The 15,188-nt window shown below is 68.9% G+C and carries 12 protein-coding genes and 2 pseudogenes; 8 read left to right on the top strand and 6 right to left on the bottom strand.

The annotated features are described in order from the left end of the window. Nucleotides 1-55 precede the first annotated feature (55 nt). Entirely contained in the window at nucleotides 56-478 is a 423-nt protein-coding gene (locus VHB92_RS00450; RefSeq protein ID WP_325450283.1) for a hypothetical protein, read from the top strand. Between the two features lie 40 nt (nucleotides 479-518). Here VHB92_RS00450 and VHB92_RS00445 read toward each other — a convergent pair whose 3' ends face one another. Next, entirely contained in the window at nucleotides 519-1,880 is a 1,362-nt protein-coding gene (locus VHB92_RS00445) for an alpha-hydroxy-acid oxidizing protein (protein ID WP_325450281.1), read from the bottom strand. Between the two features lie 198 nt (nucleotides 1,881-2,078). On the opposite strand from VHB92_RS00445, the gene VHB92_RS00440 reads away from it, so the two are divergent. Beyond that, the gene (locus VHB92_RS00440; RefSeq protein WP_325450279.1) at nucleotides 2,079-3,269 is read left to right on the top strand and encodes an inorganic phosphate transporter; all 1,191 of its coding nucleotides are present in this window, start codon (nucleotides 2,079-2,081) and stop codon (nucleotides 3,267-3,269) included. After that, nucleotides 3,266-3,607 (top strand): peptidase, encoded by a 342-nt coding sequence (locus VHB92_RS00435; RefSeq protein ID WP_325450277.1) that lies wholly within the window; start codon nucleotides 3,266-3,268, stop codon nucleotides 3,605-3,607. Before VHB92_RS00440 ends, VHB92_RS00435 begins: the two co-directional genes overlap by 4 nt. A gap of 67 nt (nucleotides 3,608-3,674) precedes the next feature. Here the strand turns inward: VHB92_RS00435 and VHB92_RS00430 are convergent, their stop codons facing one another. Next, the gene (locus VHB92_RS00430) at nucleotides 3,675-4,961 is read right to left on the bottom strand and encodes a uracil-xanthine permease family protein (RefSeq protein WP_325450275.1); all 1,287 of its coding nucleotides are present in this window, start codon (nucleotides 4,959-4,961) and stop codon (nucleotides 3,675-3,677) included. 159 nt (nucleotides 4,962-5,120) lie between these two features. On the opposite strand from VHB92_RS00430, the gene VHB92_RS00425 reads away from it, so the two are divergent. Both VHB92_RS00425 and VHB92_RS00420 read left to right on the top strand, forming a co-directional pair. Beyond that, nucleotides 5,121-6,557, top strand: coding sequence for an NCS2 family permease (locus tag VHB92_RS00425; RefSeq protein ID WP_325450273.1), 1,437 nt, complete (start codon nucleotides 5,121-5,123; stop codon nucleotides 6,555-6,557). Nucleotides 6,558-6,703: 146 nt separating this feature from the next. Next, nucleotides 6,704-8,095, top strand: a complete 1,392-nt coding sequence (locus VHB92_RS00420) for an aldehyde dehydrogenase family protein (protein ID WP_325450271.1) — start codon at nucleotides 6,704-6,706, stop codon at nucleotides 8,093-8,095. Nucleotides 8,096-8,149: 54 nt separating this feature from the next. Here VHB92_RS00420 and VHB92_RS00415 read toward each other — a convergent pair. Next, nucleotides 8,150-8,308, bottom strand: a pseudogene (locus VHB92_RS00415) (LacI family DNA-binding transcriptional regulator); the annotation flags it as partial. Nucleotides 8,309-8,506: 198 nt separating this feature from the next. Beyond that, nucleotides 8,507-8,737, bottom strand: a pseudogene (locus VHB92_RS00410) (CGNR zinc finger domain-containing protein); the annotation flags it as partial. Nucleotides 8,738-9,301: 564 nt separating this feature from the next. On the opposite strand from VHB92_RS00410, the gene VHB92_RS00405 reads away from it, so the two are divergent. After that, complete coding sequence (locus VHB92_RS00405; protein WP_325450387.1) at nucleotides 9,302-10,786, top strand: aspartate ammonia-lyase; 1,485 nt, start codon at nucleotides 9,302-9,304, stop codon at nucleotides 10,784-10,786. Between the two features lie 27 nt (nucleotides 10,787-10,813). Here the strand turns inward: VHB92_RS00405 and VHB92_RS00400 are convergent, their stop codons facing one another. Then, nucleotides 10,814-11,689, bottom strand: coding sequence for a fumarylacetoacetate hydrolase family protein (locus VHB92_RS00400; protein ID WP_325450269.1), 876 nt, complete (start codon nucleotides 11,687-11,689; stop codon nucleotides 10,814-10,816). Nucleotides 11,690-11,808: 119 nt separating this feature from the next. Between VHB92_RS00400 and VHB92_RS00395 the strand changes: the two genes are divergently transcribed. Then, nucleotides 11,809-12,738, top strand: coding sequence for an alpha/beta fold hydrolase (locus tag VHB92_RS00395; protein WP_414653042.1), 930 nt, complete (start codon nucleotides 11,809-11,811; stop codon nucleotides 12,736-12,738). A 65-nt stretch (nucleotides 12,739-12,803) separates the two neighbouring features. On the opposite strand, the gene VHB92_RS00390 is transcribed toward VHB92_RS00395, so the two are convergent. Then, complete coding sequence (locus VHB92_RS00390) at nucleotides 12,804-13,574, bottom strand: glycosyltransferase family 2 protein (RefSeq protein ID WP_325450265.1); 771 nt, start codon at nucleotides 13,572-13,574, stop codon at nucleotides 12,804-12,806. Nucleotides 13,575-13,826: 252 nt separating this feature from the next. On the opposite strand from VHB92_RS00390, the gene VHB92_RS00385 reads away from it, so the two are divergent. Next, complete coding sequence (locus VHB92_RS00385; protein ID WP_325450263.1) at nucleotides 13,827-14,945, top strand: PrsW family intramembrane metalloprotease; 1,119 nt, start codon at nucleotides 13,827-13,829, stop codon at nucleotides 14,943-14,945. The last annotated feature ends 243 nt before the right edge of the window (nucleotides 14,946-15,188 follow it).

Genomic DNA, 15,188 nt, shown 5'->3' with positions numbered 1-15,188 from the left:
GCGATCTCGCTGGCAGTGCGTGCACCTGCCGGAACCCGCGACGCATAATGACGGAATGATCACGACCGAGCTGGCACGGGAGCTTCGCACTCACGGATTGGTGTGGCATCCGGCATCCGGCGACGTGTTCGCCATCGACTCGGGCGAGTTCGACGGCGAGACGTTCACGGTGAGCGAGATGACCATCGAGGCGCACGAGTTCGATACCGGCACCATCCTCGGCTTCAACGGCACGACCGAGTGGGCGCTCGACTCCGTCGCCGTCGAGAAGGCTGTCTGGCTGCCGCGCGAAGACCAGCTCCGCACGCTGCTCGGCGGAACGTTCGTGTCGCTCAGCCGAACGGATGCCGGCCAGTACGTCGTCGAGACGGTCCGCGACGGTGCAGGCGCTCGGTTCACCGCCGAGGACGCCGAGACGGCGTATGCGAATGCGGTGCTCGCCCTCATGGCGCAGGCGACGGCGGACGCGACGGCCTGAGCGGCGACGCGACGCGCGCGACGTCTCGGCACTCGAGCGATCAGCCTCCGGCGAGCGTCGACCGATCGATGTCGGCTACTGTGCGAGCGCCGGCGAGCGCCATGGTGATGTCGAACTCGGCGACCAGGTTCTGCAGTACCTCGCGCGCGCCCGTCTCCCCGCCGGCGGCCAGGCCGTAGACCCAGGGGCGTCCGATCCCGACGGCGGCCGCCCCGAGCGCCAGCGCGACGAACGCGTCGGCGCCGGAACGCACGCCGCTGTCGAAGAGCACCGGCATTCTTCCCGCCACGGCCTCGAGCACGGCAGGCAGCGCGTCCAGCGCCGCGACGGCCCCGTCGACCTGCCTTCCGCCATGATTCGAGACGATCAGGGCGTCGGCACCTGCTTCGACGGCAGCGCGGGCGTCCTCGGCGTGCAGGATCCCCTTCAGCACGATCGGCAGTGTCGTGATGGAGCGCAGCCACGTCAGGTCGCTCCAGGTAAGAGTCGGATCGGCGAAGACGTCGAGGAACGTCTCGACGGCAGCCCGGGGAATCGGCGATCTGAGGTTGCGCGTCAGGGGGCCGGGCGTCCTCGATGACATCTCCACGAGCGCGCGCAACCCGCTCATCGTCGCCTTCGGTCGCGCGCCCTGCCGCGGGGCGGCCGCGCGCTGCTCGACGAGGTGCATGAACACCGGGTCGCTGGTGTACTGCGCGATGCCCCTCCCGTGCGCGAACGGGAGGTAGCCGAGGTCGAGGTCGCGTGGGCGCCAGCCGAGAAGATGCGTGTCCAGGGTGACGAGCAGCGCCTCGCATCCTGCCGCCTCCGCACGGTGCACGAGGCTCTCCGTCAGCTCTCGCGACGAGCTCCAGTAGAGCTGGAACCACGCGGAGGCGGCAGGCGCCGCACGCGTGACCTCTTCCATGGGTGTCGAGGCCTGGGTGGAGAGCGCGATCGGGATGCCGAGCCGGGCTGCGACCTTCGCGGCCGCCGTGTCGGCATCCGGGTGCGCGAGGTCGAGCACGCCGATGGGAGCGAGATAGAACGGTGTCGCGCGCCGGCGGCCGAGCAGGTCGACGCCGAGGTCTCTGGATGCCACGTCGCGGAGCACTCTGGGCACGATGCGGTGCTTCGCGAACGCACGGCGGTTCGCCGTCGCCGTGGTCTCCAGCCCCGCGGACCCGGCGACGTAGGCGAACGCCTCCTTCGACATGGCGCGCTTCGCGGCGCTCACCAGACGGGGATACGAGACCGGGACCGACGGCATCCTGCCCATCACGCCGGCCAGATAGACCGCGCTCTGCCTCGCCCTGCCCGCGCCGTTCGACGCGGTGGCCGCTTCCACGGCCGGTTCGGTGGCGGGTCGGCCGGTGGGCGACGGCGGACCGCCGGCAGTCGAGGCGTTCGACGACTCTGTCATGCCGACAAACCTACGTGCGGGCGCTGCGGGCCGGGCACGCCGGTCGCGCACCGCCGCCGAGTTGACCGGTTCAGCGCAGCGTGTGACGATCGACGTGGTCTTAACGCGCGGTGCACGACAGGTGAACCCTGGATGCGCCCCCCCGGCTCACCGAGGACGCGACAGGCCTCCCGTGCCCGCTATTCGAGAAAGACGTCGGTGGACTTCACCCTGATCGTCGTGCTGGTGATCGTGCTGGCGCTCTTCTTCGATTTCACCAACGGTTTCCACGACACGGCCAATGCGATGGCGACTCCGATCGCCACGGGCGCGATGCGTCCCAAGATCGCCGTCGCGCTGGCCGCCGTGCTCAACCTGGTCGGCGCCTTCCTGTCAACCGAGGTGGCCAAGACCATCTCCAACGGGCTGATCAAAGAGGGCGGCGGCGGTGTGCAGATCACGCCGACCATGATCCTCGCCGGCCTGGTGGGGGCGATCATCTGGAACCTCGTGACCTGGCTGTTCGGGCTCCCGTCCAGCTCCAGCCATGCGCTGTTCGGTGGATTGATCGGCGCCGCCATCGTGGGCGCAGGCTTCGCCTCCGTCGACTACCTCGTGCTGCTCGACAAGGTCATCTTCCCCGCGCTGCTGTCGCCGGTCATCGCCGGGTTCGTGGCCTTCTGCTCCACCCGGCTCGCGTACGCGATCACCCGCCGCTACGACCGTCTGCCGGATGGCCGTGCCGGATTCCGCTTCGCCCAGATCTTCTCCTCGTCGCTCGTGGCACTCGCGCACGGCACCAATGACGCGCAGAAGACCATGGGCGTCATCACGCTGGTGCTGATCTCGGCCGGCGCCCTGGCGCCCGGGTCGAACCCGCCCGTGCTCGTCATCACCGCGTGCGCGCTCGCCATCGCCGTCGGAACCTACACGGGCGGTTGGCGCATCATCCGCACACTGGGCAAGGGACTGACCGACGTCAAGCCGGCTCAGGGCTTCGCGGCGGAGACGAGCACGGCGGCGACCATCCTCGCGTCCTCCCACCTCGGGTTCGCGCTCTCCACCACCCAGGTGGCCTCGGGATCGGTGATCGGCTCGGGCCTGGGCCGACGCGGCTCCAGCGTGCGGTGGGGCACGGCCGGCCGCATCGGACTCGGCTGGCTGATGACGTTGCCGGCCTCCGCCGTCGTCGGAGCCATGGCGGCGTTCATCGGCCTGCTCGGCGTCGTCGGCGTCGTGATCGACCTCGTCGTCGCGGTCGGCGTGATCGTGCTGATCTTCGCCATCTCCAAGCGCAACCAGGTGTCTGCGCGCAACGCCTTCCAGGGCGTCAACGAGGTGGCGGAGTCGGGTCGGGTGGTCAAGATCCGCAAAGTCAAGCCGAAGAAGGCAAGGGGGCAGGCGGCATGAACGGCATCGACTGGGTCTCGTTCCTGCTGGTCGCCGGCGCTGCTCTGATCTCGTCGTGCGCGGTCGTGGCGTTGTACGCGCTCGGGCTGCGGATGCTCTCCACCGCCGGAAAGGCCCCGCACGTCACCCCGGCCGAGTTCACCGACGCCATCACGATCGTCACGCCGACGGAGGCCGCGGCCGAGGCCAAGCGCATCAAGAAGGCGGCAGCACGCAGCCCGCTCACCCCGTGGCAGAAGCGGCTGGCGCTCTTCGTCGCCTACACCTGTTTCGTGATCTGCGGTCTCGTGGTGCTGTTCGGCATCTACCTGATCGTTCCGGCGCTGCACGAGCACTGACGATCCTCGTCCTCGTCCGACGGCTCGTGGAGCTGGTGCTCTCGGTCGGTGTGCCGAGGCGGAGGGCTCAGTCGGTGCGGCGGACGCGTCCGATCGCGTTCATCAGGTGGTAGATGACGATCGCGGCCACGGTGCCCAGCACGATGCCGCTCAGCTGGATGCCGCCCTTCGGGTCGCCGATCACCCAGGTCAGGTTGCCGACCCCGATCACGAGCGCCACGGCGGCCGTGAACTGGTTCTTGGGCCGGGAGAAGTCCACCCTGTTGTCGAGCCAGATCTTGATGCCGACGACCCCGATGAGGCCGTACAGAGCGAGCGTCGCACCTCCGAGCACGCCGGCCGGGATGGTGTTGAGCACGGCGCCGACCTTGGGGGAGAGCCCGAGCAGCACGGCCACGATGCCGGCGACCCAGTACGCCGCGGTCGAGTAGACCTTGGTGGCGGCCATCACGCCGATGTTCTCGCCGTACGTCGTCGTTCCCGAGCCGCCGAAGAGGCCGGCCAGCGTCGTCGCGATGCCGTCGGCGAACAGCGCGCGGCCGGTGAGGACGTTCACGTCCTTGCCCGTCATCTGGGCGACGGCGCGGATGTGACCGACGTTCTCCGCGATGAGCACGAGCACGACGGGCAGGAAGACGGGGAGAAGCGACCAGAGCGAGGCATCCGCGAACGGATTGCCGGCCAGCGTGAACCGGGGGAGCCCGATCCATGCCGCCTTGGCGACCGGACCGAAGTCGACGGCGCCGAGCAGCACAGCGGCGAGGTAGCCGACCACGACGCCGACAAAGATCGACATGCGGCCCAGCATGCCCCGGAACAGCACCGTGCACAGGATGATGGCGGCCAGGGTGATGAGCGCGACGAGCGGGGACGACGCGAAGTTCGTCACCGCCGTCGGCGCCAGGTTGAATCCGATCAACGCCACGATGGCGCCGGCGACCACGGGCGGCATCAGGGCGTCGATCCAGCCGGTTCCGGTGAGCACGACGACGCCGCCGACGATGGCCAGCAGGATGCCGACGGCGAGGATCCCGAACAGCGCACCGCCCATCCCGTGCCCCGCGGCTGCCGCCGTGATGGGCGCGATGAACGCGAACGACGACCCCAGGTAGCTGGGCAGCCGGTTGCGCGTGATGAGCAGGAACCCGATCGTGCCGATGCCGGAGAACAGCAGCGTGGTGGAAGGCGGGAAGTGGGTGAGCAGCGGAACGAGGAACGTGGCGCCGAACATGGCGACCACGTGCTGCGCGCCGATGCCGATCGTGCGCGGCCAGCTCAGCCGCTCATCCGGTGCCACGACCGTGTCGGGGCGGATCGCCTTGCCGTCACCGTGCAGGGTCCACGTGGGCGCCATCTGGCCTCATTTCTCGCTTCGCGGGTGGGGGAGAATGGAAAGCGGTCGCCAGCGGCGGCTCGGCATTCCCCGCGATGCTAGCGTTCCCTGGCAGTCGCCTGACACTATCGTCTCGACGCGCCGCGTTCCCCTTCCCTTCGCCGATCGGAGAGAGCCCCCATGTCCCAGACCGACACGAAGACCGACGTCGTCGCGAACGGCCGCCTCGACGCGTTCTTCGAGATCTCCAAGCGCGGATCGAGCTGGTGGCAGGAGGTACGAGGCGGACTCGTCACCTTCGTGACGATGGCCTACATCATCGTGCTCAACCCGATCATCCTGTCCGGCAGCCCCGACGTCGACCACCACAAGCTCCAGTTCACGGCCGTCGCAGCCGTGACCGCCCTGACGGCCGGCGTCATGACGATCCTGTTCGGTCTGATCGCCCGGTTGCCGTTCGCGTTCGCCGCCGGGCTCGGCATCAACTCGTTCCTCGCGGTCAGCGTCGTGGGCCAGGTGACGTGGCCGGAGGCGATGGGACTCGTCGTGATCGACGGCGTGGTCATCGTCATCCTGTCGGCGACCGGACTGCGCAGGCTCATCTTCGACGCCGTGCCCTACTCGCTCAAGATCGCGATCACCGTCGGAATCGGGCTCTTCATCGCCTTCATCGGCCTGGTGGATGCCGGCTTCGTCAAGTCGACCGGGCTCGGCTCTCCGCCCATCGGGCTCGGCAGCAACGGCTCGGTCGCCACCATCCCGACCGTCGTCTTCGTGCTCACCCTGCTGATCACCGGCGTGCTCGTCGCGCGCAAGGTGAAGGGCGCCATCCTGATCGGCCTCGTCAGCGGCACCATCCTCGCCGTCGTCGCACAGCTCATCTGGCACCTCGGTGCGCAGCCGAAGGACGCTTCAGGCTGGAACCTCAACATCCCGGCCATCACGAACTGGATCTCGCTGCCCGACTTCAGCCTCGTCGGGCAGGTGAGCTTCGACTTCAGCAAGCTCGGGGTGCTGACGGCCGTGATGCTCGTCTTCACGCTGGTCTTCAGCAACTTCTTCGACGCCATGGGCACCATGACGGGACTGTCCAAGGAAGCCGGGCTGGCCAACGACGACGGCACCTTCCCCCGACTGCGCAGCGCGCTGATCGTCGAGGGCGTCGGAGCCGTCGCGGGCGGTCTCACGTCGAGCTCGTCCAACACGGTGTTCATCGAATCGGGGGCCGGCATCGGGGAGGGAGCCCGAACCGGGTTCGCGAACGTCATCACGGGAGCGCTGTTCCTGCTCGCGATGTTCTTCACGCCCATCGCCCAGATCGTGCCGTCGGAAGTGGCGGCTGCTGCACTGGTCATCGTGGGCGCGCTCATGATGTCGCAGATCAGGAGCATCGACCTCACCGACTTCTCCGTGCTGCTTCCCGTCTTCCTCACCGTGATCGTGATGCCGCTGACCTACTCCATCGCGAACGGGATCGGCGCAGGCTTCATCGCCTGGGTGGTGGTGCAGGCGTTCTCCGGCAAGGTGCGCAGGATCAGCCCCCTGCTCTGGATCGTGGCCGTCGGGTTCGCCATCTACTTCGCCCGCGGACCGATCGAGGCGCTGTTCCCGCACTGACCCGCCCTGGCCCGCCCTGGCCCGCACTGATCCGTCCCTGACCCGCGCTGACCCGTTCCCGACCGGACCAGGATCGGCGGAAGAGCGGCGAGCGGACCGCGATCGCGTGGAGTTGGTCATCCGACCAAGAGCCGTATCCTGTGCGCATGACCTCTGAGCACATCGCGGGCATCGTTGCCTCGCGACGCAAGGCCTTCCAGGACGGGATCACCAAGCCTCTCGCCTGGCGCAGACAGCAGCTGAACGGCATCCGGAGCATGCTCACCGAGCACGCGGCGGAGTTCGAGGCGGCGCTCGCATCCGATCTGCGCAGGAGCCCGACGGAGACACAGCTCGCCGAGATCAACGTCATCCTGGCGGAGGTCGCGCACGCCATGAAGAGCCTGCGCTCGTGGACCGCGCCCCGCAGGGTCGCGCTGCCGCTGTCGCTGCAGCCGGGGCGCGGGTGGGTGATCCGCGAGCCGCTCGGCGTCGTGCTCGTCATCGCGCCGTGGAACTATCCGGTGCAGCTGCTGCTCGGCCCTGTCGTCGCCGCGCTCGCCGCGGGCAATGCGGTGGTGCTGAAGCCCAGCGAACAGGCCCCAGCCACCTCGGCCGCGTTCGCCAGGCTGGTGCCCGAGTATCTGGATGCCCGCGCCGTCACGGTCGTCGAGGGCGCCGCGGCCGAGACCACCGTCCTTCTCGAGCAGCGTTTCGACCACATCTTCTACACCGGAAGCGCCAGGGTCGGCCGCATCGTCGCGGAGGCGGCGGCCAAGCACCTCACGCCCGTCACGCTCGAGCTGGGCGGAAAGTCGCCCGTGTACGTGGACGACTCCGTCGACCTGAAGGCGGCGGCGAAGCGGATCGCGTGGGGCAAGTCGCTGAACGCCGGACAGACCTGCGTCGCACCCGACTACCTCATGGCGACCAGGGAGGTCATCGATGCCATCGTGCCGCTTCTGGATGACGCGGTGCGCGAGCTGTACGGCGAGGATCCGCAGACGTCGGGGGACTACGCCCGCATCGTGAACGGTCAGCGCTTCGACAGGCTGACCACGCTGCTCGGCGACGGCACAGTGGTGTCAGGGGGCCGGACCGATGCCGAGGACAGATACATCGCGCCGACCGTGCTGACGGACGTGGCAGAGGATGCACCCATCATGCGGGAGGAGATCTTCGGGCCGCTCCTACCCATCGTCGAGGTCTCAGGACCGGACGACGCGATCGCGCGCATCGCCGCCGGCGAGAAGCCGCTCGCGCTGTACGTCTTCACGAACGACGAGAGCGTGCGCAGGGCGTTCCTGCGCGGCACGTCGTCCGGCGCGGTGGCCTTCAACGTGGCGCTCGTGCAGCAGACCGTGATCGGCCTGCCGTTCGGCGGCGTCGGCCAGAGCGGCATGGGGCGGTATCGCGGTGAGGCCGGCTTCACGACGTTCAGCAACGAGAAGGCAGTCCTGAGCAAGCCGCTGGCGCCGGAGTCGCTCGCGCTGATCTTCCCGCCCTACACCAAGCGCGTCGATTCGTTCGCCCGTGGGCTGTTGCGCAGGCTCTCCTAGCGGTCGGCAGGCTGCTCATCGCTCTGCCGAGGCGGCAGAACGACGAGACGGCGTCGAGCGCAGCGCCCGGGCAGCGAGGTTCGGACGGTAGCCGAGCTCGGCGATGGCCGTCTCCACCCGGCTGCGCGTTGCGGGCGCGACATTGACCGCGCCGGTGACCACGTTCGAGACCGTCTTCATGGAGACTCCGGCCAGCGCGGCCACGTCGACCAGGGTCGCGGCGCGGCGCTCTTCCGTGCCGTGCCGCTCCGTGCCCTGCCCTCCCGTGCCATGTTGTTCCGTGTTGTGCCGTTCCTGCTGGCGCTCTCCCTGTTCGCGCTCTCCCTGTCGGCTTGCTCCCTGTTGCCGTGCTCCCCGCCGGGGCAGCAGCACCTCGTCGCTCAGCGGGTGGCCGTTCCGCCTGCGCATCTTGACGTAGTTGCCGCACCATTCCATCGAGCACCAGCGGCCCGAGCGGTTGCGTGACCCGTCCCAGTAGGCCCACCGGCACGACTCGCGAGCGCACGCTTTCAGCCGTTCGAAGGATCCGTCGCCTCGCGCCGTCTCGACCGCCGCGACGATTCGGGTGAGCGGCTCGTCGAGCGCGGTCCCCAGAGCGGAGACGAGCGTGACGCCGCCGTCATCCTCGATGCGCAGGTGCATAGGAAGCCGCGCGAGCACGTCGTTGAAGCGATCGCGTTCCGGCGGCAGCGGATCGTGTCCCGCGTGCTGCAGGAAGACGGACCTGAGCCCTTCGCGAAGGCTCTTCGCGACCAGGAGGTCCGATTCGTCCAGTCCGGAGACGGCGATCCCGAGGCGGCCGGAGAGCCACTCGCCGAGCTCGCCGGGAGTCGACCAGCTCTCGGAGTCCTCCTGCCATTCGACGGTGTTGACGAGATCGCGCAGGAGGAGGGCGGCGGGTGGGATGTCCACGGCATCCTGTCGGGCGGGCCCATCCATGACACCACCGTAACGGAATAGATGGTGTCGGACAACGAAGCGCACGACGTGCGGACGAGCGACAGCTCCCCGATTCAGGGGCGAGAGCCGGGAAAGGCTGCGGGCGTCGGCGAATCCGGGGCCCCGGACACCGGTGGCGACCGCGCCCAGGAACGCCTCACGGCAGCACGCGTACAGTCGAATTGCGTGCGCGATGGCGCGCACCGCGGAAAGGCCATGGTCGTGACAGTGACGCAAGAGATCCCCGTGCAGCACCCGCGCTCGTCCATGTCTCCGCCCGAAGGATGGGATGCGCGCGACGGCGAGTATCGCGTCGAGACCGATTCCCTGGGGGAGCGGCGCATCCCCGTCGACGCCTACTGGGGCATCCACACCTCACGCGCCCTCGAGAACTTCCCGATCGCCCAGCGTCCGATCTCGGTCTATCCCACGTTCATCGACGCCCTCGCGATGGTGAAGCTCGCCGCGGCCAGGGCCAACGCCGAGATCGGCGCGATCGACGCGCACAAGGCCGAACTCATCGAGGCCGCCTGCCAGGAGGTGCTCGACGGCAAGCTGCACGACCAGTTCGTGGTGGGCATCATCCAGGGCGGCGCGGGCACCTCGACCAATATGAACGCGAACGAGGTCATCGCCAACCGCGCGCTCGAGCTCGGCGGGTGGAAGAAGGGCGACTACGCGCACATCCACCCGATCGACGACGTGAACCGCAGCCAGAGCACCAACGACACCTATCCGACCGCGGTGAAGATCGCGCTCGCGCTGTTGCTGCGCTCGCTGCTCGACGAGCTGTGGGCGCTGCGCGAGTCGTTCTCCCGCAAGAGCATCGAGTTCAAGCACGTGCTCAAGGTGGGGCGCACGCAGCTGCAGGACGCCGTGCCGATGACTCTCGGGCAGGAGTTCCACGGCTTCGCCACGACGCTCGGCGAGGACTACGAGCGGCTGAAGGAGACCATCTGGCTCCTCTCCGAGGTGAACATCGGGGCCACAGCGATCGGCACGGGCATCACGGCCGACCCGAGGTACTCGCTCTCGGCCGTCCACCATCTTTCGCGCATCTCGGGACTCGACCTCGAGACGGCGCCCGACCTCATCGAGTCGACAAGCGACGCGGGCGCCTTCATGTCGTTCAGCGGCGCGCTCAAGCGCAGCGCGGTCAAGCTGTCCAAGATCTGCAACGACCTGAGGCTGCTCTCCAGCGGCCCGCAGGCAGGCCTCGGCGAGATCAACCTGCCGCCACGCGCCGCGGGTTCCAGCATCATGCCTGGCAAGGTCAACCCCATCATCCCCGAGGTGGTGAACCAGGTCGCGTTCAGCATCATCGGGGCGGATGCCACGGTCACCGCGGCCGCCGAGGCCGGTCAGCTCCAGCTGAACGCGTTCGAACCCGTGATCGCGAACTTCCTCCTGCAGTCCATCACTTGGCTGCGGCAGGCGTGCCTGACGTTGCGGGTGAACTGCGTCGACGGGATCACGGCCAACGAAGAACGGCTGGAGACCATGGTCGGATCGAACATCGGCGTCATCACCGCGCTGACGCCGCACATCGGCTATGCGGCGGCCGCCGCGCTCGCCAAGACCGCGCTGCTGACGAACCGCAACGTCGCAGATCTCGTCGTCGAGGCCGGGCTCATGCCCAGGGACCAGGTCACCAGACTGCTCTCGCCTGCCCGGCTGAGCGGCCTGGAGACGATCACGATGGCGATCCCCATCGTCGACGACCACCGCGGCAGGCCGGAAGAAGGCGTCTGACCTCTCCCGCCGGCGGCCACGGCCGCATCACAGCACGCGGCAGTGCGTCGTGAGTGCTCCGATCCCCGAGCACGAGACGGTCACCGTCGAGCCGTCGCGCAGGAAGACCGGGGGAGTGCGGGAGTACCCGGCCCCGCCCGGGCTTCCCGTCGAGATCAGCGTGCCGGGCTGCAGGGTGGCGGACCGGGAGAGGAACGAGATCAGCTCCGCGACGGAGCGCACCATGCCCGATGTGGACGCATCCTGCAGCAGCTTTCCGTCCACGGTCGTGGCGAGCCACAGATCCTGCGGATCCGGGATCTGATCGGCTGTGACGACGACGGGCCCGGTGGGTGTGAAGCCGTCGAACGACTTGCACCGGGACCACTGCGCCTCGGAGAACTGCAGGTTCCGGGCCGTGATGTCGTTCACCACGGTGTACCCGAACACGTAGTCGAGCGCATCGGCGACCTTCACGTCGCGCGCAGGGCGTCCGATGATCACGCCGAGCTCGGCCTCGTAGTCGACCTCGTCGGACAACTCGGCCGGCCAGCTCGTCGTGCCGCCGTGTGCCGCCAGCGAGTTGGGCCACAGCGAGAAGACGGTGGCCGCCTTCTCCACCTTGAGCGCCAGCTCCGCGGAGTGGGCGGCGTAGTTCGCCCCGATGGCGAGCACGACCGGCGGTCGTAGCACAGCTGACGCGTGGCGCAACTCGACGAGCGGATGCCAGATCTCACCGTTGCCCAGCGCCTGCTCGGATGCCGAATCGAGACGCGAGACCATGCCGTCGCCGCATTCGATGAGCGCCTGGAGATCCCGCGGGGCCTCGTCGACGAGGTCGTCGGCGAACGCCGCTTTGTCGTCGACGACCACGGCCAGACGCGCGCTCAAGTCACCGGGCCTTCCCAGGTGCGCGAATCTCACCCCGAAAGGCTATCCCGCTCGACGCGTCGGTCCGCGCGTCGGCATGCCGCGCGGCGGCCGCGTCGGGATGCGTGCCATGCCTGGCGTTCCCGGCCGCGCAATAGGGTAGACGGGTGTCCATCGACGAGGAGCGGACCGGCACGCCTGAGCCGGCCGCTGACGACGGCGACTCGCGCCGCGCGGCCATCGCCGCCGACGCGGCGCTCGGCGAGATCGACTGGGTCACGCCGCCGGACGGCACTGTCGTCGGTCGCTTCGACGCGCCCAGCGGTTCGCTCGCGACCTGGAGCATGGGCGACTCCGCCGATCCACGGGTCGTTCTCGTTCCCGGTGTGACGGGATCGAAAGAGGACTTCGCGCTGCTGGGGCCGATCCTCGTCGCCGCCGGCTACAGCGTGCTGAGCTACGACCTGGCCGGGCAGTTCGAGTCGGCGGACGCCGGACCTGGTGAGGGAGCACGGTACGACTACGATCTCTTCGTCTCCGACCTGATCGCGGTGCTCGCAGCAGGAGGGCCGTCGCATCTGCTCGGCTACTCGTTCGCGGGCACGGTTGCGCAGCTCGCCGCGCTGCGGCGTCCCGACCTCGTGCGCAGCCTCACGCTGCTCACGGCCCCGCCCGTCGCGGGCCAGACCTTCCGCGGCGTGCGGATGATCGGCTGGCTGAGCCCCTTCACGACGGCGCACCAGGGCGCCGGCCTCATGATCTGGGGCATCGTGACGAACAAGAACAAGGTGGGGCCGAAGCGGCTCGCGTTCGTCCGCTCCCGCTTCGAGCTCACCAGACGGGAGTCCGTCGACGACATCATCGGGCTCATGCGGCACACGCCGGACGTCGCATCGCAGCTGCGGGCGACGGGCATCCCGCTGCTGGTCGCGACGGGGGAGCATGACCTCTGGCCGGTCGAGCTGCACGCCGACTTCGCCGAGCGCCTGGGTGCGCGGCTCGCCGTGTACCGTACCGGACACAGTCCGTGTGAGACCGCCCCGAACCAGCTGGCGAGGGACATGCTCGAGCTGTTCGCCCGGACGGGGAACGCGGCATCCTGACAGGGCTTCCGGGGCGGATATCGTGGCCGGGACGGAACCCCTATCGGCCGCAACCGGGCAGACGATCAGACGGTGCTGGTGGCGTCGCCTTCGTCCGAGACCCGCGACAGCAGGTACTCCTCGCGCTGCTGACGCAGCCGCCAGGGCGAGGCATCCGGCCAGTTCATGCGGAACGTGAGATAGGCCCAGCCCAGGCGCCGTCCGAAGCCGCGCCATGTCAAGAAGGGCCTGGCCGAGATGCCCACGCGGAGCGTGTCGTCGACGCGCACGACGACGTCGGGCGGCAGGTGGAGGCTGAGGTCGAGGTCGTCGTGCACCCGGCGCACGTCGCGATGCACGCGGTCGCGCACGCGCAGCCACACGTCGCGGCGCATCGCGAAGTTCGAGCCGAAGACGGGTCCGTTGTCCAGCCAGAGGCTCCCGAACCAGAAGTATCCGCCGATGTAGAGATTCTCGCCGAGCCACGAGACCACGGGATTGCCGTCGTAGAACTCGCCAGGGCCGGTGAGCACGCCGATGTCGGAGGCGAGCGTGAGTTCGGCCTCGATGTGCGCCAGCCAGTCGGCCGGGGGCCGGGAGTCGGCATCCAGACGGGCGATGATGTCGCCGGATGCCGCGTCATAGCCGGCAGCGGCGGCGGGGAAGATGCCGCGCACCGGCTGATGCACGACAGTGGCGCCCATGGCGGCCGCGACCGCGGACGTGTCGTCGGTGCTGGCGTTGTCCACGACGATGATCTCGTCTGCCGCACGCAGCTGCGCCGACAACCTGCCTAGACACTCCCTGAGCATCACCGCGTCGTTGTATGCGGGGATCACCACGGAGATCGTGGACACGTTGCGCAGCACTCCTTCAGCGGCAGGACACCCGGTGGTTGCACCGCCGCCGCCCACCGATCCTACGCGTAAGATTCCCGTGCGCGTGATCGGCGCTCGCGCACCCCGACCCTTCGCCGCCGCGGTGCTCCGGGCACGACTCGACCGCTCGGGCACGGGGAGGGGCGGTGCTCGCACCGGTCGATCGGCCGAGACGAGGAGGAGTCGCATGTCCTATCCGGTCGGTCGTGTGACCGAGGAGCGCGGGGCGGCATGAGCGACCTTCCGTCCCCGCTGCCGTCCGCGCCGCAGCGCCCGCGAACGAAGACCAGCACCGTCGTGTGGACGATCATCGCACTCGTACTGCTGACGCAGCTGCTCGTCGTCGTCTTCGCCTACCTGGTGCTCGCCTTCGGGGTGGGCCTCGTCGCGGTGAGCGCGCTGCTCGCGCTCGTGCCGCTGGCGATCGTCGTGCTGACGGCCACGTGGATCGACGCCTGGGAGCCGGAGCCCTGGGCCGCGAAGGTCTTCGCGTTCCTCTGGGGAGCTGCGGCCGCGATCACGATCGCGCTGCTGTTCGACATCGGGCAGCGCTTCCTGACGCCCATCCCGGAGAGCTCGATCCTCTCCGCCATCGCCCGCGCGCCCGTCGTCGAGGAGTCGGCCAAGGGCATCGCGCTGCTCATCCTCGTCTTCGCCGCCAGGCGGACGTTCGACGGCCCCATCGACGGCATCGTCTACGCAGCGTTCACTGCGGGCGGGTTCGCGTTCGTGGAGAACATCCAGTACTTCGGCACCGCGCTGCACGACGGCGGGGCGGGCGAGGCGGCCACCGTGTTCGTGCTGCGCGCGCTGTTCTCGCCGTTCGCCCACGTGCTGTTCACCTCGTGCACCGGCCTCGCCGTGGGGCTGGCGGCGCGCAAGCGCGGAGTCGGTCGCATCATCGGCGCGTTCCTCGTCGGTCTCGCCGCCGCGATCGTGCTGCATGCGGTGTGGAACTTCGCGGGATACGTCGGGTTCTGGGGCGTGTACCTCTTCTTCGAGTTCCCCATCTTCGTCGCCGCCGTCGTGACGGTGGTGCTGTTGCGCGTCCGCGAGCAGCACCTCACCCGCGATCACCTGGAGGAGTATCGGCGGGCAGGGTGGTTCGCGCCCGACGAAGTGGTTCTCTACGGAACTCGGGCCGGAAGACGCAGGGTGCGCTCCTGGGCGCGAACGAAGGGTGGCGAGACACCCGTAATCGTGCGATCCATGGTGCGGGACACCACGAGACTCGCCATGGACCGCCAGCGGGTGATCATAGGCTCGGCCGACGCGGACACCGCGGTCGAGGAGGCCGCTCTGCTCGCCGAGATCAGCGAATCGCGGCGGCGTCTGTACTCGCTCGGGTGAGGTTCAGGCAGAGCCGGCATGCGGGTCGCCTGCGGAAGAACCGGCCCGGACAAAAACCGCCTGGACAAAACTCACCGCTCGGTGGTGCGGCACTGCCGGCAGCCGAATCCGAGCGGCGAGTTGGTCTTCCCCCAGCCTGCAATGACACGCTCCGGATTGCAAGCTTTTCGGGGCACGATGCACGGCACGGCCTACTGGTCGTGCGGCGTCGCGCCGGTGCCACCGCTTTGACCTCGTACGCGC

Origin of the sequence: Humibacter sp., from assembly GCF_035547335.1 — a bacterium.
In the GTDB taxonomy this organism is placed as follows: Bacteria; Actinomycetota; Actinomycetes; order Actinomycetales; family Microbacteriaceae; genus Humibacter.
The sequence above is the reverse complement of the archived record's forward strand: the minus strand, read 5'-3'. Positions and strand labels throughout refer to the sequence as shown.

Bases quoted from the DNA above. Each gene is read 5' to 3' on its own strand.
- VHB92_RS00450 (WP_325450283.1), top strand. From the start codon at position 56: ATGATCACGACCGAGCTGGCACGGGAGCTTCGCACTCACGGATTGGTG.
- VHB92_RS00385 (WP_325450263.1), top strand. From the start codon at position 13,827: ATGAGCGACCTTCCGTCCCCGCTGCCGTCCGCGCCGCAGCGCCCGCGA.
- VHB92_RS00425 (WP_325450273.1), top strand. From the start codon at position 5,121: ATGTCCCAGACCGACACGAAGACCGACGTCGTCGCGAACGGCCGCCTC.
- VHB92_RS00405 (WP_325450387.1), top strand. From the start codon at position 9,302: ATGTCTCCGCCCGAAGGATGGGATGCGCGCGACGGCGAGTATCGCGTC.
- VHB92_RS00445 (WP_325450281.1), bottom strand. From the start codon at position 1,880: ATGACAGAGTCGTCGAACGCCTCGACTGCCGGCGGTCCGCCGTCGCCC.
- VHB92_RS00430 (WP_325450275.1), bottom strand. From the start codon at position 4,961: ATGGCGCCCACGTGGACCCTGCACGGTGACGGCAAGGCGATCCGCCCC.
- VHB92_RS00435 (WP_325450277.1), top strand. From the start codon at position 3,266: ATGAACGGCATCGACTGGGTCTCGTTCCTGCTGGTCGCCGGCGCTGCT.
- VHB92_RS00420 (WP_325450271.1), top strand. From the start codon at position 6,704: ATGACCTCTGAGCACATCGCGGGCATCGTTGCCTCGCGACGCAAGGCC.